Genomic DNA, 23583 nt, shown 5'->3' on the forward strand with positions numbered 1-23583 from the left:
GTAGTATATGGATATGGATCGGTGGAGGAAATTGGTGGATTGGATGGTGGATAGCGGATGGGATAATGATGCAGCGGCGGCGTGACTAATGTGAACAGAACTCGAAACTCTAAAGGAACTAGACACTAAGACCAGCAACTCGACACGACGATGCAACCGATAATTCAACTATGCAAGCAATGAAAAGAAAATTGCAAAGGCTCAGACTGGCTTGGACAAAGGATGAATAGATCTAACTCTTTTTTGTGGATTTTTCTTGGACAATAGGTAAGAAAATAAATCTAATCTAGGAAAACTGGAAATTCTCACCGAGCAACCTGAAAACTGATACCACTTGATAGAGGCGAGGGTGTCCCGATCTTTCGATGAGATGATAACTATCGATTTGGTGGAGACGACTTTGACGATCCGACTACAAACGTGCACGACGTTGCGCCTTAGCAATCGCTAAACCAATCTCCTGAGGTTACTGACGATGCCGGAAGCACGGTCAGCCTGACCACGAAGGTCTATTCCTGCAAGCAATCGAAGAACGAGCAAGAATATGATAAAGCAATCTGAATATTGCAAATATATATGAAGTATTGATAATGGTGGGGATCCGTAAGCGGTCTTGGTCTGGTCGTTGGACACAAACGAAGTACACGAAGTTGCAATGGCTAACTTTTAACTAAACAAATCCCAAGGAAAAGCTACTAGATGGATCTACTTATATAGGAGCAAGGGGTGGCGGCCAAGGAGGTGGGAGGACGTCCCAAGGCAGCCTAAAACTAAATCTAGGTCGTACAAGGCCAATGGGCCCAAGTGGAGGTGATGTAACACCTTTGGACTTGTAGTTTGACTCGGATTCTGCTGCAGCATCAGATTGTTTCGTCCACAACTCAACGCTCCGGACGAATTTGAAGGTGATTCCAATTGGGTTGGAAAGTGCACGAAATCTAGTTTCCAACAAAAAAAGAATCACCCAATTCGGAGTCCGTATGAAAAACTTGTGTGCGTTTTGAGTCAGGTATGTCTGTGCAGTCCGAATCTGAATCCAGAACGTGAGAGACTTGGACTCTATCTTCTCTTGGGCCAAAAGTGACGTGAGAGAACTTTTTGGACAGCAAATAAACATCTCTTTCTTCCTTATCTTCATATGTGGATTGTACAAATGTCCCATACACCTGCAATTAGACAAAACACAAAAGTGTGTGAAGTATTTTTGTTCTGGATAACATAAATAGATTATTGAATAGTTTGCACTAGAAATCACCTGACAAATATGCATATATGCAATATTTTTGGTCATATCCAAGGTAGTCATGTCCTCATCATCCTCCCCTTCTTGAAAATAAAGCCGTCCTCGGCGTTGCTTAATCTGAAATGTGGCTAACAAAAGAGACAAGGTGTACATGTTGTATATGTATATGTCATCCATTTTTACTTCCCTTGATTTTTGCATATATGACACATGAATAGATGAGTAACTTGCATAGTTCATAAAATCTAAAGCCAAAAAATTAGCACAAGAAGTAGAAGGCATGAAAATATTGCAACTCAGTTTGCACATATAAGTGAAGCTCTTATTCATTTCAAAAGATTGACAATGTTCATCATTAAACCATCCCAACATTGGTGAATAAACCTTACTTGCATCAAATTTACATGCTACAACATGCTTAAATAAGCAAACATGCAATAAGTCATTCAACACAGAATCATCACCAAGATTAGAGGTCATATCAAAATGATTAAACATTGGTTCTTTTGCATCAATAGTTAATTCAATGGGTGCACTCAAAATTGTTGGTATTTCAGTTGTTTGATCACATGGCAAAGTCAAATTATCAACGTAGTCCTCTAAAATAGGTGGTGTGATCAAAGTAGTGGGTAGCTCATCAGATGGTGCATTCAAATTGACAAGGCATTCATCATTCTCATGTAGAGATGGAAGATCAGTACCTTTGTCATTACCTCTTATGATAACCTCAGATGATGTAGGCACTCTCGATGATGATGTGTCACATGGTGGAGGTGATGTAGTCCTGACAACAACGGATGTGGTTGTCATAGTATGCCTAGTAGTTGAAGGAACAATCATATCAACTCTTGGAATGTGCACCGTGCGCTTGTTCTCCTCGTGGCCAACACGTCGTTTTATTTCCTGTTCAGCTTTGCAAGCAAGATGAAACAAATGGTCCATAGGATAACACTCTTCATGAATTAGTATCTCTTGAATATCACGGTTTAATCCTCCCCAAAATCTATCCATAAAATCATCTTCACTTTCTTCTAAAGAGGAATGCAACAAGGTAGTTTGTAAATCATCATAATATTTTGTTACAGTTTCACTACCTTGTTTTAAGTGTTGCAACTTCTTAATCATGTCACGAGTATAATAAGCAGGGACGAAAGTATGTCGCATGGCAAGTTTCAAATCATCCCAAGTAGTAGGTATATAATCAGGGTGTAACCGACAATATTCACTCCACCAAACCAAAGCATAACCAGTGAAAGAACCAACCGCAACCTTAACCTTTTTATGTTCATTGAAATTATGGGAAGCAAATATATTTTTTATGTCGAACTCCCATTCAATATATAAAGCAGGTTTAAAACGGCCATTAAATGGTGGTATAGATACATTAACCTGATCATGTGCATTTGGATGTTTGTGCACCTCTCGTGACGGTTGTGGTATTTGCAAAGGTGGTGGCACGTCTCCCGCGATCGACAAAGCCCATGAATTGACTCTGGATCCTGTCATGATTAGTAGAACAAGAAACAAAACCCAAAAATAATGTTCCTATAACTACTAGGATGTGGTGGTAAAACGCTCACAGTAAAGCAAATATCAATGTCTTACAAGTTCTTACCATGCAGCAGGCGGTGATCGGCAACCAGCGGTGTCAAGTAACTCCGAATATTGAGTAAAGCGATTGCCAGGGGAGCGTACGTATACACGGTGTAGAAATATGTGGAGCTGGGTTGGCTATATATGGTAGCAAAAGATTAGCAATAATCAATTCAAAGATGCAATGTTGAATAAACGCTCAACGACGGTACTGTGCTGGTCCTAGGCTAGACCGGACTAGAGACGCGAGCCTAGAACACTAATGAGGTCACGGCGTAGCACAACTAGCATCAATGAAGGATACTAAGTAGCTCTTGACAGCAAGATATAAGTGAAGATCACAACGGCAGTGAAGATAATGATGAAAAACAACTGCCAAGCAGGATATACAACAACTCTCTCTCCAACTTTCCTCTTGAAAAGTTTGTGCCAATTTTCTGATAATTTTTTTCAAAGAATGCTACTAACTCAAGCTTTCCAATGCAAAAAGAATCACTCAATTCCGAGTTGATATGAGGAGTCAAAGAATTCTAAAACTGGCCTGAAAATTGGAACAAGCTGTGTTCACGAACTTCGGAGGGCAAAAAGACCTATTTAGAAGCCGATTTTGAGGTGTCAAATATTGAACTTGCTTCTGCAACTATTTAGATGCGGCTCGTCGCTAGTTTTTAAAAGCCTGCCGATCGCGTTTTCGCACATGCCGTTCGGCAACGCCGTCGCGGTGGTCTTTCTCTCGATTTTGCTCATCGCCGCGCTTACGACGTCGATAACGATCTATCAGGTCATTATAAATTTCGTCGAGGAGCGCTTCGGCTTTTCAACGCTAAAGGCGGTAAATTTAACGCTCGGCGGCGTCTTCGTGCTCGGCAACCTACCCTGCATACTCTCAAGCAGCGTGCTTGCGGACATTAAAATTCTAGGGCGCTCGGTTTTTGACGCCTTCGACTTCGTAAGCGCGAACGTCTTTTTCGTGCTAACGGCGCTGCTGTGCTGCATCTACGTGGGCTGGGTGCTGAAAAAGGACGCGATCTACGAGCTTACTAACGAAGGCGATTTGAGCGCAAGGCTCGCGGGAGTTTGGTTTTTGTACGTCAAATTTATCTTGCCGCTTATCATCGCGGTGATCTTCGGATACGGGATTTTCGGCTAAATTTAAAGCCGCGAGAGTTTTAAATTTAAATTTGCCCACGGCGGAATTTTAAAATTTCATTCGATCTGTTACACACACTGCGGCACATTGTATTGAAACTTGCGGCACGGCGGTCTTGCGACTAGGTGCGAGACACCGCACCGCAGTTATAATATAAATTCAGCGCAGGCGTAGCCTGCCCCTTGTAAAGCGTCGTCGGGAGTTAGGTGGGGTTTGGGGCGGGAAGGGGAGCGACCTCGCAACCGAGGCCCCCTTCCCGCCCCGTAAAAAGCTTGGACGCGTCTAGCGAAGCGGGCGTCAGAATTTTAAAATTTTATCTGCACGTGCCGTGCAAGCGTGATGATAATCGCAAAAAGACGCGGCGGAATTTTAAAATTTCATTCGCCGCCGCGCCTTAAAATTTCCGCGACAGGCTCGCGATAAATTTAAAATTTAGCCGCAATTTAGGGGTTTGCAATGCTTCTATTTTTCCTTACGATCTTTCCGATATCGCTGATGCCGGGCATCAACATGACCTACGCGCTAAATCTCGGCATCGCGCGCGGCTATCTTAGGGCGCTGCCTGCGTTGCTAGCGCAGGTGCTGGGCGTCGCAGCCGTGGCGCTTGCGTGCATATTCGGCGTCGCGGGCATTCTGCTTGCGCACCCTGCGGCGCTTAGCGCAATTAAAATTTTAGGCGGCGCGTATATCTTCTATCTTGGCGTCACGACCTTTTTAGCGCGCGGAAATTTCAAGCTGCAAAAACAGAAGCGCAGCGAAAATATCTTCTTCCAAGGCCTCGTAGTCGCGGTCTCAAACCCCAAGGCATGGATATTTTTTACCGCACTCTTTCCGCCATTTTTGGACGCGGACAATCTTTTCGGCGCGCGCACTTTCGCTCTCGTGGCGATCTTGTGCGCCAGCGAAAGCATCTGTCTTAGCATCTACACGCTGGGCGGAGCGGTGCTAAAAAATCTGCTGAAAACCCATCTGAAATACCTCGAAATTTTCTGCTCGGTGCTGATGTGTGCGATCGGGCTGTGGATGATTTTGGGTTAAATTTTGATTGGACTTGGCGCCCGAGCTTTGATGAATTTTTAAATTTAAAGATAGATTGAAAAGAAATATTGCTTCGGCCAAATTCCGAGAAAAATCCCGAAATTTAGCCGCTAGCTTTGAACTAAAATTTTAAGCGATCAACCGCGTACGCTAAACGACGCAGCGGTTATCGTCCAGGGTTGCCTACGGTGCGTCTAAGTGATTTGCGGGCGGCGTTCACGTCCTCTGCAGCAAATCTGCGTCCATGGCGAACATGCGGCACGTTTAAGCGATTTCGGTGCTACAAATAGTGAGTGCTGTCCTATTCGCGCCGTGTCTGCAGCCAATCCACAGCGAACCTACGGGCGCTTAAGAGATTTCAGCTTTGTGTACTGCGCGAGCCGTATCCGCTCTACTCGGATTATGCGTTTAAATGAATTTTGGATCTGCGGGTAGCACCGCTTCCGTTTGTGGCGTGCACGCGCAATTTAAAATTTACGCAAGCGAAGCGCGACGGACCCAGATTTTTGTATCGTCGCGTGCGCTTAAATTTTAAAATTTAATCTCTGCCGTGAAGCTCGTCGATATAAAATTTCACCGAGCCGAGACCCTCTTTTTTAGCCCATTCGTAGGCGCTTGAGACGAACTCCCAGTTGATGCCTGCGTAGAATTTCTCCAAATATTTCGGACGCGCGTTGTGCTCATCGATGTAATACGCGTGCTCCCAAACGTCCACGACTAGAAGCGGCACGAGCCCCTCAGTTACCGGAGTAGCGGCGTTTTGGGTCGCTTTGATGCAAAGCTTGCCCGATTTCGGATCGTAAGCGAGCCAAACCCAGCCCGAGCCAAAATGCGCCGTAGCAGCAGCCAAAAACTCGCTTTTAAAATCCGTAAAATTTTCCGCCAGCGCCGATTTTAGCTCCGCAGACGGCTCGCTAGGTTTTGCGATACAATCCCAGTAAAAATCGTGGTTGTAAACCTGCGCTGCGTTGTTAAAAAGCCCGCCGCTAGCAGCCGTTACGATCTCGTAAAGCCCCTTGCCCGCAAACTCACCCGATTCGGTAAGTTTATTCAAATTTGCCACATAGGTCGCGTGATGCTTGCCGTGGTGATAATCACAGGTTTCTTTACTTACGACCGCGTTGTGCGCCGCATCGAACGGCAACTCTCTAAGTTTAAACATCTTTCTCTCCTTGAAATGAATTTTGAAGCGATTATAGCCTAAAATTTCTAAACGAATAATAAAATTTATTATTTAGGATTAATTTTAAGATAAATTTTAATCTAAGCCATCACAATCGCGCTTTAAATTTAAAATTTAGGCGATTTCGAATAACCAAAGGCTTTGCTTCTGTCATCATCGTAGCGCTTTTTGAGTGCGGCTGGGCTTACGGGGCTTAAGCGCGCTGCCGGTACGCACGAGCGGCTATTTACCGTCATCTGCGCGATTGCGAACTTTTTATATTCATGCTTGCTTTTAATACATAGCGCGGCGCTCGCATACGTTCTATACGCGGGATCGGCATCCTTTTTATCGTCTTTCTTGAAACGATCGTCGCGCTAGAAGAGGACTCGGAGGTGAGTCTGCTTTGCATATTTTCATACTCACGCTAAGCCTATGAACGGCCATCGATACGATCAGCGCCGTGATGCCGGGCGTATTCGTCCGCTGCGAGAAAATTTCTGCGCGCAAAGCGCCTGTTATTTCTCATAATTTCAAGTGCCGCGATGCTGAAATTAATTTAGAATTTTGGCGAATTTAGCTAAGCTTAGCGCTAAATTTAACGCAAAGGAAAATCATGAAAATCATCGAAGGCTCGCTTGCTCTTAAGGGCAGCGAAAAGATCCTAATCATCAACGCCCGCTTCAACCACATCATCACCGATCGCCTAGTCGAGGGGGCGCACGATGCGTTTTTACGCCACGGCGGCAAGGAGGAAAATTTAAGCCTTATGCTGGTGCCGGGCGCTTTTGAGATCCCGCTCGCGCTTGAAAAGGCGCTAAGCTCCAAGCTCTACGACGCCGTCGTCTGCCTAGGCGCGGTGATCCGCGGCTCTACACCGCATTTTGACTACGTAAGCGCCGAAGTAAGCAAGGGGATCGCAAACACCATGCTAAAATACGGCGCACCCGTGACTTTCGGCGTGCTGACTACCGATAATATCGAGCAAGCGATCGAGCGAGCAGGAGCAAAAGCCGGCAATAAGGGCTTTGAAGCGATGAGCGGCGCGATCGAGCTTCTAAGTCTATTTCGCAACATAAAGGCGTAAAATGGCCACCAGACACCAAGCCAGACTCGCTGCGATCTCGCTGCTTTACTCTAAAGATATGAACGGCGGCGGCGAGGACTTTGCGGACGAATATCTGGAGGAAAAGCGCATTCGCAACGAGCAGCGCAACTGGACGCTAGCGCTTCTACGCGGCGCTAGTGAAAATCTCGCCGCGGTCGATGCTCTGATAGATGAAAATTTAAAGGAATTTAAGCTTGCCGAAATTTCGGCTCTGGAGCGCGCGATACTGCGGCTTGGAGCGTATGAGTTGCGCTTTACGGACACCGACGCGGGCATAGTCATCAACGAAGCGATCAACTCCGCCAAGGAGCTTGGCATCTCGCCAAGATTTATAAACGGCGTGCTGGACGCGCTAAAAGATAGCCCCGTAAACATCGCGGCGGATAAAATTTCTAAGCCGAATACAACGGCAAGCGTAAATTCCGAGCTATCCACAGCGACAAGCGAAAATTTCAAGCCCGCTGCGGCGGAAAGCTCCGCTATTTCAGATACTAGCGTTACGGCGAAAAATTTCATCCCCGCAGACACGGACGGCGAGACAGAAAATTTTACTAAGGCAAAAAGGAGCGGCACGCCGAAAAATTCTACGGCGAGCAGAAACAGACCGTCTAAAAAGCCCGCTAATTTAAAAACTCGCAGCACGCCCACAAAAAAATCCGAATCCGCTGCGAGCAAAAAATTTAAAACGGAGAGAAATTTCAAGACCGAAGATAAATTTAAGACGGAGAAAACGGGCAAAAATTTCAAAACAGGCGAGCGAGGTAAAAATTTTAAGGCAGGCGAACGAGGCAAAGACGCCACGCCAAAAAAAGAGGGCGCGGATAGAAATTTCAGAGTCGGCAAAAGCGCTGCACCAAAAAAGGGCACTGCTGGTAAAAATGCTGCGCCCAAAAGTAGCGCGGGGCGCAAAAGCTCTACCGCGCCGAAAAAATCTGCGGACGGCAGAGGCGCTCTCTCGAAAAGACCCGCAGGCAGCAAAGGCGCAGTACGCGGCAAGGATAAACGGTGAAGCTCTGCGTTGCGCTTGATCTGGGCTCGAAGCAGCAGTGTTTGCAGCTAGCGGAGGGACTTGCGGACTTTGCGGATAAAATTTGGCTAAAAGTGGGCTTGCGAACTTATTTGCGCGACGGAGCGGGCTTTGTGGGGGAGCTAAAAAAGCTCGGAAATTTTAAAATTTTTCTCGATCTAAAGCTCTACGACATCCCAAACACGATGGCGGACGCAGCCGAAGAGATTGCTAAAATCGGCGTCGATATGATAAACGTACACGCAAGCAGCGGCAAGCGCGCGATGGGCGCGGTGATGGAGCGACTGGACAAGCTAGCTTCGCGTCCGCTGGTGCTTGCGGTCTCTGCGCTAACTAGTTTTGACGAGACCGAATTTAGCGCGGTTTACGAGCAAAATTTGAGCGACGCCGCGCGCAAATTTAGCGTGATGAGCTACGAAGCGGGGCTTGACGGCATGGTCTGTTCTGCTTACGAGAGCCGCCTGATAAAGGACGCTACGAGCGCAAATTTTATCACACTCTGCCCTGGCGTGAGGCCGTTTGGCGAGAGTGCGGGGGATCAAAAGCGAGTGGCGGATCTGGACGTCGCGCGCGAGGCGGGGGTTGATTTTATCGTGGTCGGTCGCCCGATCTATCAAAGCGCCGATCCACGCGAAATTTGCGAGAGAATTTTGGGTCAAATTTAACGCTCGAGATTGCGAAAATTTGACGCGAAATCATTTTAGGCAGTGCTCCGGTGCGAGAGAAACTTTAATAAATCATCTCGCGAGGACGGCTCGAACAGCGCGATCCGCACGACAGCGAGATGAAATTTAGCGAGCTCGTGGCGCTTTTGAACGAAATTAAAATTTCATTCAAAGCGGCGAGCTTGGCGGAATTTAAAAGAAATTTGAGGTAAATTTGAGCGATTTTAGGAAAATACCCTATGTCGGCGAGGCGACCGAGGCGGATCTACTGGCGCTCGGCTACGAGGATATCGCTTCGTTAAAGGGTGCGGATCCCCACGAAATGTTTGAACGCACAAAGGCGCTCGGGCGCGGCAGTGACAGATGTATCCTCTACGTTTACCGCATGGTTTGCTACTACGCAAATACGCCCCGTCCCGACAAAGCCAAGCTAAAATGGTGGCTTTGGAAGGATTAAATTTTCAAATTTAACCCGCGCAAGTCGTTGAAAGCGGATCCGTTTGAATTTAAGCGGATTTGCAAGCAATCGACGCAGCTGTATTTACGGCACGAAATGGCGTCGCATGAAAGCGTAAATTTAACAAGCGCTTTAATGGCGACGGCGCAGATTCCCGCGCAAGTTTTACGGGCGGCGCGTAAAAACGTAAATTTAACGGGCGCGGCGTAACGGCTAGTGCGAAGTACAAACATAGCCGCAATATGAAATTTTGATTTTATTCACAGGCATGCTTTGCGACGAAGCGGTCTGTACGAAATATAAAGTCGCTCCGATTTCTGGCAAGCGCGCGCCGAGCCGTATATGCGTCGTAAATATAAAAGCGGTGACAGTCGGCGTCTTTAGGCGCGCACGGCGCGGTCTTTCACGACGGCAAGGAGCGGCGGCTGATATTCAATAATCACGCTATGGAGAAAATGAAATAGGCGGCGCGAGTTTTGCTTTTTATGGTAAATTTTACAAACGCGGCGCAGATTCCCGCGCAAGTTTTGCGGGCGGCGCGTAAAAACGTAAATTTTACAGGCGCCGTATAATGGGGCGCCGCAAAGCGGAAGGACGGTTAAGATGAAATTTTTTGCTACTTTGATTTTATGCGCGGGCGCGCTTTTTGGCGAGACGATCAGCGCGAAATACGAGATTTCGTTCGGCGTTTTCGGCGCGGTCGGCAGCGCAAATACGCGGCTCGTGCGGCAGGGCGATCGCTACGAGATCGTAATGGACGCCGTTGCGCAGGGCGTCGCGGGCAGCCTAAGCGGGCAGAGGCGCGAGAGCTTCCACTCAAAGGGGCGCGTCGTGGCGGGGCTTTTGATGCCCGATCTCTACGTCCACGACGTCTCGCGCAAAAAGGGCAAAACGACGAAAAACGAGCGCAAAACCTACGCCTTCGACTACGCGCGCAAAACGATAAAATTTCAAAAGTTCAAGGGCACGGGCGGCGAGCTACAGCTCGTAAGCGATGAAATTTTGCCCTACTTCGCGACGAACGACCTGCTGAGTTTGTTTTTCAATTTCTCTAAAATCCCGCACTCTGGCGATAAATTTTTCGTCCGAGCCGCGGGCGCAAAAAGCGCTGACGGAAGGATCGACATCGAAAGGCCGCGCGGAAGCGCCGCCGCAAATATCGCAAGCGAGCTTGGCGTCGCGCCGCCTAGCGATGCGGACACAAACTCTGGCGCAGCGACAAGCGCGAAACCGGGCGAGCATGGCGCGGATAAGCAGGCTGCGGCGATTTACGTGGTTTTCATCAACCAGCCGATATTTTCGAGCAGCCGAGGCGAGCTGCACCTGAGCCTAAACGAGCGCGGTTACGCCGATCGCGCCGTTTTGAAGGATGTGCTGCTCTTCGGCGACATCCGCGCGCGGCTTGTGGAATGAGACTTCGTAAATTCGAAAAATGCCTGAGTTAAAAATTTTTAACTCTTAAAAGATAATTTGGCGCGTCTAGATCTTTATTAAATTTTAGTTTCATATATTTTTTAAGCTCGTTATATTCTTTATTAGTGGGTATAAATATAAAAAATTTATTGTAAAGCGCGTCTATAATTAAAGCATCGACAAACCTACATGAAAATAATCCGCCCTTAAACAGATGAAAAATCATTTGCGGTATAAAAAGAAAGATAATCGCTCCCATGCAGCAAAATAACATTATAAAGACTATCATAGAGTCATCAAATATCGCACCATAAATATAAGCGAGTACGTATATGGCGAGGCAGGTTTTTCCTATAATTCTTTCCGTTTCCGTGTATTTTCGTGTTTCGCTTTCATAAACAAGAGCGAAAGTCTTTTTAAAATATAAAATATCATCAAATTTCATTACGAGCTGCTCGCCTGATTTTATACATTTTATGCTTGAGTTTAAAAATATAAATTTCCTTCCGTAATGCTGTGAAAAACCCTTAAGAGCCCTAGCAGCCAAAGGTGCGGTGAGCAGGATATTCGCAACTTTTCTATCATAAGGGATGTTGGACACTAAATTTATAAACATAGCAAAACAAAGCAACGCTACTATAGCTATAATATTTACGATCGGCATATAGTCTTTGATGACCAACGGCTCTTTGTCGTAATCACGAGTTTTAGCGCCCCGCGATGAAATACCACCCGGGTTTAAATTTTGAAATTTTATCTCATCTTTTGAGTTTAAATTCATGTCGTTTAAATTTCTATCTCGGAAATTTGCGCCGCAAAGATGATCGGGTTGCGATTCGGGATCTGTTTGATTAAAATTCACATTTTTAAAGCTTTTGCTACTCAAATTTGCATCGTTTAAATTTAATGATCTGCGATCCGTTGCATCGCTTAAATCCGCATTGTCAAAGATGTCGGCGCTAGCGCCTTTTCGCAGCTTTTGTTTTAAATTTCGGCGCTGTTCGTTTAGAAGCTTTTTTGATTCCTCAAGCCGCACTTTATCCAAAAAATATCCTTAAGCTTAAATGCTCGTATTTTATAATTTCAGGCTTAAATCGCAATAAATCGCGCCTGTTTCGCGCATTTTTGATTTTATTTAAAATGTGTTTTGCATCGCGCCGCATGCGCGAAATGACGGCAGCAAGGCGCGCGGCAACGGAAACAAACCGCGTTTTTGGATCGATTTATTTCTTAAATTTTCTTATGAAATCGCTCGCGTCCCGCACTGCCATCGCTGAGCTCATAACGGCGATCCTGTCGGCTCCCGCGCGTAGGACGGAGGCAAAATTGCGCGGCGTTATGCCGCCCAGCGCATAGATTTCGCCCGCGAAAAACTCCCGCACGGCGCGGATCAAATTTAGCCCCTTCGGCGCGAGCCCCGCCTTGCAATCGGTCGCGAATATGTGGCTCAGACAGATCGCACTCGCGCCCAGTTCCAGCGCCTCGCGCGCCTCCGCCTCGCTGTGGCAGGAAGCGACCAGTTTTTTGAAATTTGCGCGCAAAAACTCCGCGCCGTGCGCCGCGCTAAAGCTCCGCAAAACCCCGAGCGGCAGCCATAAATTTCTCTCGCCCTTGCGCAGCGCAAAATCTGCGAAATTATGCACAAAGATCGTAGGCTGGCGATTAGAACTCTTTGCATTCTGCGCACCCTCTACACTCTGCGAGTTTTCCGCCTTTTTCACGCTCTGTGAATTTTCTACGCCCCCTATACTTTCCGCATCTCCTGCGCTCTGCGAGTTACCCGCATTTACTACGCTCTGTGCGATCTGCGCCGCGGGTTTTGCTTCGCATACGGCGCCGCGAAGCGAAATCTCGCCCGGCGCGCTATCATTCGCGCAGTTTGCAGCGCCTGTAAAATTTTCAGACAAAATTTCATCTAAAACGCAAGCGGAATTTTTAGGCCGTATTTCATCTGTAGCGGCACCGTGCTTGCGAGCCCCATCCGCGCAAAGCTCGCTCCTACCGCCGCCTGAATGGAGCTTTTTTCGAGAAACTTCATCTGCGTTGCGCTCGTAGAGCGAAATTTTATCCGCGTAGGCCGCGCTCGCGTTCGATCCGCTCGCGAAAGCTTGGGTTTCGCTAAATTTAACGACACGAGCTTCATCTGCAAAAATCCCGTCCGCACGGGCTGTATCCGCGCAAAACCCACTCTTGCGAGCGAGTAAAATTTTACTAAACAGCGCCGCATAGGCCGCTTCGTCTAAATCCTTCTCGCGCACGACGATCTCGCCTACGCCCGCCGCGGCAAAATCCGCTATGCGCGCGAGCAGCGCCGCCTCGCCGCCGCAGAGCGCGCGATTTGTGATGATCGTAATGCGCGAAGCAAGCTCTAAATCTAGCATCTGCCCGCTCCTTTAAACCCAAAATCCGTGCGCGGCGCCGCACTCAAATTTAAAATTTTGCCTGCGATGCTAGGGATTAAAATTTTACTTGCTAGGGCGAGTACCGAAATCCCCATCGTCACGCCATATTTCAAAATTTCGCCCGCCGAAACAAGGGCCGAAATTCCCACCGCAGCGCTAAAACTCAAAGCGTTCGCCCAGCTCCTCGATTTTAGCGACCTCGCGTTACCGCTACATAAGAACCCGAATCTCGCGCCGTTTTTAAATTTAAAATTTATGTCGCCCGCGGGCTCGGAATTTGCGTCGCCTTTAAATTTTAAATCCGCGTATGTGTTCCTAGGTCTTAAATTTACGCACGCATTTTGTATCTCAAAATTTCCCGCGCCAGCTGACACGACATCGAAAATTTTATCATCTGCAATAGCGCCATAAATTTTATCGCCGTGCGCGGCGCTGCAAAATTTGGCGTCGTATTTTGCGCTATAAATTTTACTTCTGCGCCGGGTGGCACTAAATCCGCCCTCGAGCCCGACGCTGAAAATCTCGCGTCTAACGCCGTAAATTTCATCCACGCACGCGGTAAAATTTCGCGCCTCACACATAGATATACTCGCTCATCAGCGGCTGCAGCCCGCCGTCGCGGATCGCCTCGCAGACCTCGCTTACGCTGCGCGCGTCGCTGATCTCGAACTGCTCGTCGCCCCTCTGCTCGCTGTGCCCGCCGATACCCACGCTCACGCCTGCCGAAATTTTGCTCGCCGCGATCCTGATCGCATTGTCGCGGAAGCCCGCCCTCTCGCGCGTGGAGATCGTGATCTGCGCACTTGGCAGCAGCAGCCGATACGCGCACATCACCTGCAGCAGCTCGCGCTCGCCGACGTCTTTCGGGTTTATTTTGTCGTTGTTGATGATCGGGCGCAGGCGCGGCACCGAAAAGGCAATCTCGGCGCGCGGGTACTTGCGCTGAAGCAGCCACGCGTGCACGCCCGTAGCAAAGGCATCGCGGCGGAAGTCCCCGAGCCCCAAAAGCGCCGCAAAGCCCACTCCGCGCATACCGCCTCTGATCGCGCGCTCTTGAGCTGCGAAGCGATACGCAAAAACGCGCTTGTTGCCCGCAAGATGCAGCTGCGCGTAGCACGCGGGATCGTAGGTTTCTTGAAAAACGGTGACGAAATCGACGCCGCAAGCGTGCAGATAGGCGTAATCGGCGGAATTTAGCGGATAAATTTCAGCGCCGATTACCTTAAAATACTGCCGCGCGAGCTCGCAGGCGCGCCCGATGTAGCGTACGGGGCTGTTTTTCTCGCTCTCGCCCGTGAGGATTAAAATTTCTTCTAGTCCGCTCGCCGCGATCGCTTCAAACTCCGCCTTTAGCTGCGTCTCATCGAGCTTTGCGCGCGCGATTTTGTTTTTGCAGTTAAAGCCGCAGTAAACGCACAGATTGTCGCAGTAGTTTGAGATGTAAATCGGCGTGAAAACGGCAACGTTGCTGCCGAAATGCGCCGCCTTCTCGCGCGCTGCGGCTTGTGCAATCTGCTCCAAATGCTCGTTCGCGCGCACGCTTAGTAGCGCGGCAAAATCGCGCAGACTTCTGTTTTTCGCGCTGATCGCCCTTTGCACGTCAGCCTCGCTCGCCTCCTCGCAAAAGCCATCGCGCAGAGCAAGCGTGCGCTGCATTATCTCGCTTCCGATATCCTCCATGCCCGCTAGATAGCCGGTTTTATTCATTTTTAAAATTTTCCTTTTAAATTTTTATTTAAATTCTACGCGGCACGTTTTTGCGTGCAAATTCTTGCCGCGCAAATTTTAAAATTTCATATTGTACTGCGCCGTGCGAAATTTTAAAATTTCACGCCATGTTTATCGGCTGCTATGCCGAGCTGCGCTATATGTATCCAAGAAATGCAAATTCGGCGCAAAAAAACACGGCTCGCGCAACCAAGCCGCGTTTAAATTTAACCACTAGCGCAAAAACCCCGTTAGCGGCGAGCTTGCACTGGCTGTCTTAGAAACGGCGCCGAGCCCCGCCAGATAGGCATCGCGCCCCGCCTGCACGCCGAGTGCAAACGCCCGCGCCATCAGCGCCAGATCCCCGCTTGTGGCGATCGCCGTATTTACCATCACCGCAGCGCAGCCCATCTGCATCGCCTCGCAGGCCTCGCTAGGCGCGCCGAGCCCCGCATCTACGATGATCGGCACGTCGATTTCGCTGAGCAAAATTTCGATCATCCCGCGCATCATCAGCCCGCGATTAGAGCCGATCGGCGCGGCCAGAGGCATCACGGCGGCAGCCCCCACGCTTACTAGATCGCGAGCTACGCACAGATCGGCGTGCATGTAGGCAAGCGGCACGAAGCCCTCGCGCGCTAGGGCCTCGCAGGCTTTGATCGTCTCGGAATTGTCGGGCAGAAGGTATTTGCTGTCGCCTATGATCTCGATCTTTACGAAGTCGCCGCAGCCAAGCTCGCGCGCGAGCCGTGCGATCCGCAGCGCCTCCTCGGCATTTCGTGCGCCGCTGGTATTCGGCAGCAACGTGACGCCGCGAGGGATGAAATCCAAGATATTGCGGCTCTTGCTTTCGTTCACGCGGCGCAGCGCAAGCGTGACGATCTCGCAGCCCGCATGCCGAACGCAGGCGTCGATCATCGCGTGATCGAACTTGCCAGAGCCCATTATCAGGCGCGAGCTAAACTCCCTGCCGCCTAAGATCAGTTTATCGTCCATTCTATCCTCTTTAGTTTAAATTTCGTTTTCACATACGGCGCAAATAGCGCAATATCAGTGCTTGCGCGCGCATTATACACAGCGCGAAATTGCGGCGCAGATTGTGCACCTCGCTTCTGTCGCTATTTTAACGCGCCGCACGGACGACGGCTTCTAAAATTTCCCGTCAAATTTTATGCCATGACACAAAATTTTAAAATTTCATGCGCAGACTGCGGCTCGCTTCGCTGCGCGGAATTTTAAATTCTACGTCCAAAAGTAGCTCGCTCGCGCCGAATAAATTTTAAAATTCTACTTTCCCGCTAGCCAGGCACGGCAAATGGTTTAAATTTCGTCGTTTAAATTTAGATCTCGCGGCTAAATTTACGCGGCGCGCAGTAAATTTTACGCCGTTTTAAAAACGCGCGCCGTATGCCGCTGAAACGCTCGCCGCTTCTCAAAAATAATCGCGCGAGGCTTAAATTTAGCAACAATACACAAAGGCGCGTAAATTTAGAAATGCCGAAGCGCGCGATTAGCGCCAAGCTAGCCCTCCTCGCCCAAAATCAGCCTAAGCGCGACGTTTGCCTGATGTGCGGCGCAGATCGCCACGCGCGGCGCAAGCAGCCCCGCGCCCTGAGCCGCAGCGCTTTTGCGGTCGCCGCAGACAAAGACGTTTTTGCCGAGCCGCGTCGTGCGGATCTCGTTGGCGTCGCCGCTGCCCGCCATACCGCTAGCGCAGATCAAAAAGCGATCCGTTCCGCCGAGCGCGTCGAAAAGCATCGATTTCGCCGCCGCGTCGTCGAAGCACTCGCAAATTATACGCTCGTTTTTTAAAATTTCGGCTACGTTTTGCGCGGTAAGTTGCTCGTTTAAGGTTCGCACGCGCACGAACGGGTTTATGCGCGCGATTTTTTCGCGCAGAGCGGCTGTTTTGGGCTTGTAAAGATCGCCGATCTCATACTGTTGGCGGTTTAGGTTGGTAGGCTCGACGACGTCGAAGTCGATCAAAAAGAGCTCGCCCACGCCCGCGCGCGCAAGCAGGATCGCAACGTTGGAGCCGAGCCCGCCGAGCCCGCAGATCGCCACGCGCGAGCCTTGCAACGCCGCGTTTACGGCGGGGGCATTGCGAGCAAGCATCAGCTCGCGAAGCTCCTGCGGCGATAGCGACGCGCCGCGCGAGAGCAAAAAGAGCTCATCGCCCGCCTTCAGTTCGCAATTTTGCATGCTCGCATAGCCGTTTATCACGGCGATCTCGCCGCTAAATTTAACCTCGCGCTTCAGCCCTTCAAGATCGCTCGCGCCCGTTTCGTAAGCTTTGCTATTTAATTTTATCTGCATTTTGATCCTAAATTTTATCTTTTTGCGCGCCCTAGCCTCGCCGCGCTCAAATTCCAATCCCGCGCCTCTTTTGCGTCGCGCAAAGCCGCAAATTTTAACGATTTTACGAGCTGTAGCGCGCATTGCTTGCTTCGCACCATGGCGATTTATCCTAAGGCGAATTTGCGCGGTCTTGATGGCCGAAGCTCGACCCGCCGCCATGATTGAGCCAAATTAACCAACGCGCCCGCACTCGGGCTCAACGCCAGTACGCTTTAGCTCGCGCCTCGCAAAGAGCGATGATCAATCGCGCGCAAATCCCGAAGCAAGCTCGATCGATAAAATTTTGACGCCGTATCGTGCGCTTTGTTTTGAGCAGCCTTAAGCTTTTTAAATTTATCGCGCCGCGCAAATTTCATCGGCGCAAGCCGCTTGTTTTACCACGCGCCGCACAACCAAGTCGCATTCCCGCTCTTTTTTATGTCGCAGTATCGTAACGCGGCATATCGATATATCTCCGAATCAATCCGTTAATTTTACGCACTGCGGCGTGCCGCCGAACGCGAAATTTTATGTTTAATACAAATAGATCACGCGGCACATACCGTGTTTATGAGCTAATTTAGCGCGCTCGCTGGCAAAATTTGCGCGTCGAGTGCCGTTACTGAGCGCGACGCAGCGAAATTTTAAACCGTACGCTCAAACTTTACAATACCGATACAAAATTTTAAAACTCCTGCGTTAAGCCGCCCGCGGCTTAGTTCGCTTACAAAATTTAAATCTCGCCGCAGGCACCAGGCTACCGCGGCTTCCTCATAAATTTAAAAATCCAAACGCTGTCGTGTCGCTACGCCATGTCGCCGTATCGCTTAAATTTTAACGACGCGCGTACAAATTTTAAGCCCAAGCCGCCGTGTCGCTACGCCGATTAAAATTTAGTAGCCTCCGCGCGGATTTAAACTTCGGTCGTCGCAATTTTAACATAATCCAAAGCTCCGACCTCAGCCGCCGCCTACGAACTCGACGATCTCATATTTTTTGCCGCTTGAGATCTGCGTGCGCCCCCACGCCTCTTTTTTTAAAATTTCGCCGTCGCGCTCGAGTGCTACTAGGCGCAGATCGTGTCCGCGCCGGCGTAAAAACTCGCTCACGCTCATATCTTGCGCCAGCTGCAGCGGCTCGCCGTTTACGCAGATCTCAATCATCGCTCGCCCCCAAGCTCTCGCGATACTCCTCATAAGTGCCCCTAAAATCGACGATTTCGCCGTCTCCTTTGAGGTGCAAAATTCTATTTGCAAACGCGTCGATGAGCTCGCGGTCATGGCTCACGCAGATCGCGCATCCCGCGAAGTTATACAGCGCTTCGCCGAGCGCGATGATCGCCTCAAGATCGAGGTGGTTGTTGGGCTCATCAAGCACCAGCAGGTTCGGGCGTTGCAGCATTAGCTTGCTTAGCATCACGCGGTGCTTCTCGCCGCCGCTTAGGCTACCCACGCTTTTCTCCTGCTCCGCGCCACTAAAAAGCATACGTCCAAGGCATTTGCGAATTTCATCCAGATCCCTATTCTGCGGGCTTTGTAGATATTCGTAGAGCTTGAGCTCGCCTGAAATTTTATTATTCGTATCCTGCGCGAAGTACCCAGGCTCGATCGTGGCGCCCATATGCACCTTACCGCGCTGCGGCGCGAGCTCGCCCATGATGATCTTGCAAAGCGTGCTTTTGCCCACGCCATTTCGCCCGATGATCGCGATCTTATCGCCGTGGGCGAGCTTGAGGTTGAAATTTTTCAGAATTTCAATCTCGCCGAAGCTCATATCCACGCCGTTTAGCTCTAAAATTTCATTGCCGATCTCGCGCGCAGGCTTGAATAAAATGCTAGGCTCCCTGCGCGAAGAGGTCGCAAGCTCGCCAAGATCAAGTTTGTCGAGCTGTTTTTGGCGGCTCGTGGCCTGCTTTGCTTTGCTTGCGTTGGCGCTAAAGCGAGCGATAAATTTTTCAAGCTCCGCCTTTTCTTTGAGCTTTTTCTCGCGCTCGAACTGCGCCTGTTTGGCGATGAGATTGGACGCGATAAACCAGTCGTCGTAATTGCCGCTAAATTCGCGCACCCGCCTAAAGTCCACGTCGAGGATGTCCGTGCAGACGCGGTTTAAGAAGTGGCGGTCGTGGCTGATGACTACGAGCGTGCCTGTGTGGCGATTTAGCTCAAACTCGAGCCACGAAATGGCGTCGATATCGAGATTGTTCGTAGGCTCGTCCAAAAACAGCACGTCGGGGCGCGGGAAGAGCACCTGCGCGAGAAGGACCTTAAATTTATCGCTCGTCTCGATCTCGCTCATCTTTTTATCGAAGTCGTTTAGCCCCAGCGAGCTTAAAATTTTCTCGATCCGCGTTTCGTACTCGTAGGCGGGATCCTCCTCCGCGCAGATCATCTCAAGCTCGCCGAGGCGCTCGTTTATCTCGTCGTTAAACTCGCCCGCCTCGTAAAGCTGCGTCTTTTCGCGCACGGCGTCATAAAGGCGCTTGTTGCCGTAAAGCACGGCGTCTTTGACGCTGAAACTTTCAAAGGCGAATTGATCCTGCCCCAAAACGCCGATTTTAAGCCCGCTCTCTATTAAAATTTCGCCGCTGCTTGCTTCGATCTGCCCGCTTAAAATTTTAAGTAGCGTCGATTTACCCGCGCCGTTTGCGCCGATGAGACCGTAGCGTCTGCCCTTATCGAGGCTCAAATTTACGTTTTCAAAAAGCAGCTGTTTGCCAAAGCGCATCGTAAGATCTTTGATTTCAACCATATTTTTCCTTTTAAATTTCTCTTTGCGTTGCCTTGCGCACGGGCTTCTGCCAGGTTTTGCGCCCAAATTTCATCTCGCGGTTTATTGCAGCATTTTGCGCCGCGCGGAGCTGCGATAAATTTCTCCTATTGTAGCTTAAAATTCTGAAATTTCGCCGAAGGCGCGCGGGTGGGCACGATTAAATTTAAACCGCTAGAGCAATTTAAATTTTAGCCGCTGTAATCGCTATCGCGAGTGATGATGAGCGTGTAGTTCGGATACGCGGCGCGCACCTGCTTGCAGACCGCGCGAAACGTCGCCTCCATATCGGGCGCTGCGAAATCGACGATAACGTCGAAGCTGATCGCGTGCTTTTCCTCGTCGAGATAAAACCCATGTATCTGCGAGACGAACTCGTGCGAAAGCGCCATCTGCTTGATATGTTCGCGGATCTCGGCGGCGCGCGGATCGTTCTTGTTAAAAGCGTAAATTCCTACGGTGTCTAGGATGATATTAAATTTCGCAAAAACGGCGTTTTGGATGCGGCGCGTAAGAGCGTCGATCTGCGCTGCGGTCGTGTTCTCTGCGACTTCGATGTGGATGCTGCCGACCATCTTATCGGGTCCGTAGTCATGAAACATCAGATCGTACGCACCGATGACGCCCTCAAAGCCGCGCACGACGTCGTAAATTTCATTCGTAAGCTCCAAGCTCGGACGTGAGCCCAAAAGCTTGCTGATCGTATCGCGTAGAATTTCATACGCCGTTTTGATTAGAAGCGCCGAAATTATCGCGCCCAGATACGCCTCCAAGCTCAGCCCGAAAATAAGCGAAATAAAAGCCGCTACGAGAGTGGCTAGCGATACGAGCGCGTCGTATTTGGCGTCCACGCCGCTTGCGATGAGCGAGTCGGAATTTACGCGCTCGCCCGTCTTTTGCGTGTAGAGCCCCAGGCTAAATTTCGCCGCGACGGCTACGGCGATGATGGCGAGCGAAACCGCATTATAATTCGCCGCTTGCGGATGAATGATCTTTTTGATCGATTCAACGAGCGAGACGCCGCCGGTGTAGAGGATGATTACGGCGATTACAATCGCGCTTAGATACTCGATCCTGCCGTGTCCGAAGGGGTGCGCGCGATCGGGCTGCTTGCTAGCAAGATGCACGCCCACGATCGTAATGACGGACGAAAGTGCGTCGCTTAGGTTATTTACGGCATCAAGTACGATCGCGATCGAGCCAGAAATCAGCCCCACGACGCCCTTAAATGCCGCTAAAATTACATTTGAAATGATACCGATCGCACCGGTGCGAATGATGATTTTATCTCTGCTATACGCCGCTTGAGGCACTTCCATTATCTCTCCTTTGAAATTTTACTCTAAGCCGCAATCGCTGCGCGTATAGGTCAGATCGGCGATTTTTTCGCCACTTTGCAGAAATTCTCGTACGCCTATGCGATTTAGACTGCCCGCTTTCATCATCGCGCAGACGTCCTTTTGCCTGTTAGCGCGCAAAATGCTTTCAAAATTTTGCTTGATTTTGGGATCTACTTTATCCCAAATTTCATTTTTTAGAATCGTGGGAATTACAAATTTATCGCCCTCGCATGTAGCCGCGCTCAACTCTATATTTTTAGTCGCGGGGTGACTGTGCCCATTTACGGCGTCCGCCAAAGCCTTGCAGCGCTCGGCATCTCCCGCAAGCGCTGCGCTGCAGATAAATATGCCAAACAGGGCGAGTATAAATTTTTTCATTTTCATCTCCTGATTTTATTTGAAATTTATCATATTCAAATTTTAAATTCAATCTATTTTTTGAAATTTAAAGATCCTTTGCGCGGCGCAAATCCGCGAACCGCCAAAATTACTTACGTTAAAATAGCGGCGTAAATTCAATAAATCACCGCTAGAAATTTTCTAAATCGCGACAAAAATTCTTTAAATTCCGCGCAAAATTCTATGAGTAGAAATTTTGCGACGGATCGCATGCGCTCGCTCAAAGCGGCGTGCGGCGAGATCGTCCGTATCTTTTTTAACTCGCCTTTAAGTTATAGATTTAACGCAGCTTAAAAAAAGCTCCAGCCAATCCGCCTCGCGTTTAAATTTATAAATTTAATGCAGTTCCGCGTTGAGTTTGATCACGCGCTTGCTAATGCTTGCCGTAATCTGCCCGCTTTGGCTATTTTGTCGGAAGTGCAGTCCGCTAAGCCCGGCAAGCTCAAGCCCTTTATAAATTTCGCGATCAAATGCAAAGCCTGGATTTAGCGCCGCTAGCGCCTCGCGATCCTTTTGTGCGATAAAAACCTTCGTGCCCTCAAGTACCGCGATACCGGCATCCACGATGCAGCGGTCGCCTAGCGGAATGCCTGTGACGGAGTTTGCGCCCAGCAAGCAGTGCTTGCCGATGCTCACGGCATTGCCGTTGGTGCCGCTTAGCACGCCCAAAATCGATGCGCCGCCGCCTATGTCGCTGCCCTCGCCCACGACGACCGAGCTGCTGACACGCCCCTCGATCATAACGCTGCCGGTCGTGCCTGCGTTGAAATTCACATACGCAGCGCCCGGCATCACGGTCGTACCCGCGGCGATATGCGCACCCAAACGCACCTTCGCATCATCTAAAATCCGAACGTTTTGCGGCGGTGCGACGTGGCTTAGATAGCGCGGAAATTTATCGACGCTGATTATGCGTGGATAGCGGCCTTGCATTTTTAAAGAAATTTCGTTTTCACGCAGCCACCAAAGCTCGATTGGGCGGGCGTTTTCGTCCCACGCGACATTCGGAAGCACACTAAATGCGCCATCTAGATTGAGCGTGCGCGGCTCGCAGAGATTTAGCGAAAGCGCATAAAGCTTAAGATAGACGCTCTCGACGCTTTTTGGCGCGGCATCCTCGAAGACGAAGCTGGCGCAAAAGCTCGCGTGCTCGTCCGATTTCATCGCCTCTTTAACCGCAAGCAGCACCTGCAGATTTTTATGCGCGCCCTCTTTGGCGTCTAGCTGTAGAAATTTTAAAGCCTCGATCGCCTTTTTTAGGGCTTTGTGCGTTAGCGGAAGGACGCACTCACTACCGCTAAAATCCACGACCTCGCCGCATTCGGTTAGAGCATGGATTAGCACTGCTGCGCTTGTTAGCCCATCTTTAAAATTTACGTGCGCATAATTCACGCTTAGGCTTTTATGCTCCTCCGCGCGCCCCTTAAATACACGCCCGACCGCCCACATCATCGGATCGCGATAGCCCTTAGCTGCTCGCACGCCCTGTATAAGCTCATTCAATTCCTCTATCGTTTTAAATTCTTTAGACATTCTTACTCCTAAAATTAATTAAAAATATCGTTTATTTTACCGCCTTTTAGGCACTTTTCACGATCGATTTCGATTTGTTTTTTGAGCTCGGCGTCCTTGGCAAGCACGCTTTCATCCACCGAAGTACTCGGCAAATTTATCATAATCGCGTCGTGAGAGCCGCTAAAACCGCTTAAATTTTGTCCAAAATCTTTTTTAATGAGCTCGTTTTTGCTACTTATATCTCCGCCATCGCAGTGAAAG

The 23583-nt window shown here is 49.5% G+C and carries 18 protein-coding genes and 2 pseudogenes; 7 read left to right on the forward strand and 13 right to left on the reverse strand.

What is annotated here, in order from left to right:
- Positions 1 to 3458: 3458 nt before the first annotated feature.
- Together Q0095_RS00985 and Q0095_RS00990 are read left to right on the forward strand one after the other, a co-directional pair.
- Positions 3459 to 3986 (forward strand): sodium-dependent transporter, encoded by a 528-nt coding sequence (locus Q0095_RS00985; protein WP_297880531.1) that lies wholly within the window; start codon positions 3459 to 3461, stop codon positions 3984 to 3986.
- Positions 3987 to 4442: 456 nt separating this feature from the next.
- Positions 4443 to 5024: a LysE family translocator gene (locus tag Q0095_RS00990; protein ID WP_297880533.1), complete on the forward strand. Its 582-nt coding sequence runs from the start codon at positions 4443 to 4445 to the stop codon at positions 5022 to 5024.
- Between the two features lie 538 nt (positions 5025 to 5562).
- On the opposite strand, the gene sodB is transcribed toward Q0095_RS00990, so the two are convergent.
- A complete protein-coding gene (gene sodB, locus Q0095_RS00995) occupies positions 5563 to 6186 on the reverse strand; it encodes a superoxide dismutase [Fe] (RefSeq protein ID WP_297880535.1) in 624 nt (207 codons plus the stop codon).
- A 616-nt stretch (positions 6187 to 6802) separates the two neighbouring features.
- Here sodB and ribH point away from each other — a divergent pair.
- From ribH to Q0095_RS01020, 5 genes and pseudogenes are all read left to right on the forward strand, one after another.
- Positions 6803 to 7273: a 6,7-dimethyl-8-ribityllumazine synthase gene (ribH, locus tag Q0095_RS01000; protein ID WP_177388134.1), complete on the forward strand. Its 471-nt coding sequence runs from the start codon at positions 6803 to 6805 to the stop codon at positions 7271 to 7273.
- 1 nt (position 7274) lies between these two features.
- Positions 7275 to 7649: pseudogene (nusB, locus tag Q0095_RS01005) on the forward strand (transcription antitermination factor NusB); the annotation flags it as partial.
- Positions 7650 to 8299: 650 nt separating this feature from the next.
- Positions 8300 to 8986 carry an orotidine-5'-phosphate decarboxylase gene (gene pyrF, locus Q0095_RS01010; RefSeq protein ID WP_366805889.1) on the forward strand — a complete coding sequence of 229 codons (687 nt, stop codon included), beginning with the start codon at positions 8300 to 8302 and terminating at the stop codon, positions 8984 to 8986.
- A gap of 214 nt (positions 8987 to 9200) precedes the next feature.
- Positions 9201 to 9443 carry a helix-hairpin-helix domain-containing protein gene (locus Q0095_RS01015; RefSeq protein WP_297880538.1) on the forward strand — a complete coding sequence of 81 codons (243 nt, stop codon included), beginning with the start codon at positions 9201 to 9203 and terminating at the stop codon, positions 9441 to 9443.
- A 603-nt stretch (positions 9444 to 10046) separates the two neighbouring features.
- A complete protein-coding gene (locus tag Q0095_RS01020) occupies positions 10047 to 10856 on the forward strand; it encodes a DUF3108 domain-containing protein (protein ID WP_297880540.1) in 810 nt (269 codons plus the stop codon).
- 28 nt (positions 10857 to 10884) lie between these two features.
- Here Q0095_RS01020 and Q0095_RS01025 read toward each other — a convergent pair whose 3' ends face one another.
- The 12 genes and pseudogenes from Q0095_RS01025 to Q0095_RS01080 form a co-directional block, all read right to left on the reverse strand.
- Positions 10885 to 11901 (reverse strand): pentapeptide repeat-containing protein, encoded by a 1017-nt coding sequence (locus Q0095_RS01025; protein ID WP_297880542.1) that lies wholly within the window; start codon positions 11899 to 11901, stop codon positions 10885 to 10887.
- A 178-nt stretch (positions 11902 to 12079) separates the two neighbouring features.
- The gene (locus Q0095_RS01030; RefSeq protein ID WP_297880544.1) at positions 12080 to 13237 is read right to left on the reverse strand and encodes a thiamine phosphate synthase; all 1158 of its coding nucleotides are present in this window, start codon (positions 13235 to 13237) and stop codon (positions 12080 to 12082) included.
- Positions 13231 to 13839 (reverse strand): hypothetical protein, encoded by a 609-nt coding sequence (locus Q0095_RS01035; RefSeq protein ID WP_297880546.1) that lies wholly within the window; start codon positions 13837 to 13839, stop codon positions 13231 to 13233. Before Q0095_RS01035 ends, Q0095_RS01030 begins: the two co-directional genes overlap by 7 nt.
- Complete coding sequence (gene thiH, locus Q0095_RS01040) at positions 13832 to 14965, reverse strand: 2-iminoacetate synthase ThiH (RefSeq protein WP_297880548.1); 1134 nt, start codon at positions 14963 to 14965, stop codon at positions 13832 to 13834. The genes Q0095_RS01035 and thiH overlap by 8 nt, the downstream gene beginning before the upstream one ends.
- Before the next feature lie 234 nt (positions 14966 to 15199).
- Positions 15200 to 15961, reverse strand: a complete 762-nt coding sequence (locus Q0095_RS01045) for a thiazole synthase (RefSeq protein ID WP_297880550.1) — start codon at positions 15959 to 15961, stop codon at positions 15200 to 15202.
- Positions 15962 to 16486: 525 nt separating this feature from the next.
- Positions 16487 to 17338, reverse strand: a complete 852-nt coding sequence (gene thiF, locus Q0095_RS01050; protein WP_297880552.1) for a sulfur carrier protein ThiS adenylyltransferase ThiF — start codon at positions 17336 to 17338, stop codon at positions 16487 to 16489.
- A gap of 923 nt (positions 17339 to 18261) precedes the next feature.
- Positions 18262 to 18465 (reverse strand): sulfur carrier protein ThiS, encoded by a 204-nt coding sequence (gene thiS, locus Q0095_RS01055; protein ID WP_297880554.1) that lies wholly within the window; start codon positions 18463 to 18465, stop codon positions 18262 to 18264.
- Positions 18458 to 20050, reverse strand: coding sequence for an ABC-F family ATP-binding cassette domain-containing protein (locus Q0095_RS01060; protein WP_297880556.1), 1593 nt, complete (start codon positions 20048 to 20050; stop codon positions 18458 to 18460). The genes thiS and Q0095_RS01060 overlap by 8 nt, the downstream gene beginning before the upstream one ends.
- 209 nt (positions 20051 to 20259) lie before the next feature.
- Positions 20260 to 21387 carry a cation diffusion facilitator family transporter gene (locus Q0095_RS01065; protein ID WP_297880558.1) on the reverse strand — a complete coding sequence of 376 codons (1128 nt, stop codon included), beginning with the start codon at positions 21385 to 21387 and terminating at the stop codon, positions 20260 to 20262.
- An 18-nt stretch (positions 21388 to 21405) separates the two neighbouring features.
- Entirely contained in the window at positions 21406 to 21786 is a 381-nt protein-coding gene (locus Q0095_RS01070; protein WP_297880560.1) for a hypothetical protein, read from the reverse strand.
- A 357-nt stretch (positions 21787 to 22143) separates the two neighbouring features.
- On the reverse strand, positions 22144 to 23340 hold the full coding sequence (locus tag Q0095_RS01075) for a tetrahydrodipicolinate N-succinyltransferase N-terminal domain-containing protein (RefSeq protein WP_297880562.1): 1197 nt from the start codon (positions 23338 to 23340) through the stop codon (positions 22144 to 22146).
- 14 nt (positions 23341 to 23354) lie between these two features.
- A pseudogene (locus Q0095_RS01080) lies at positions 23355 to 23583 on the reverse strand (hypothetical protein); the annotation flags it as partial.

The organism is uncultured Campylobacter sp. (genome assembly GCF_938045535.1).
GTDB lineage: Bacteria > Campylobacterota > Campylobacteria > Campylobacterales > Campylobacteraceae > Campylobacter_B.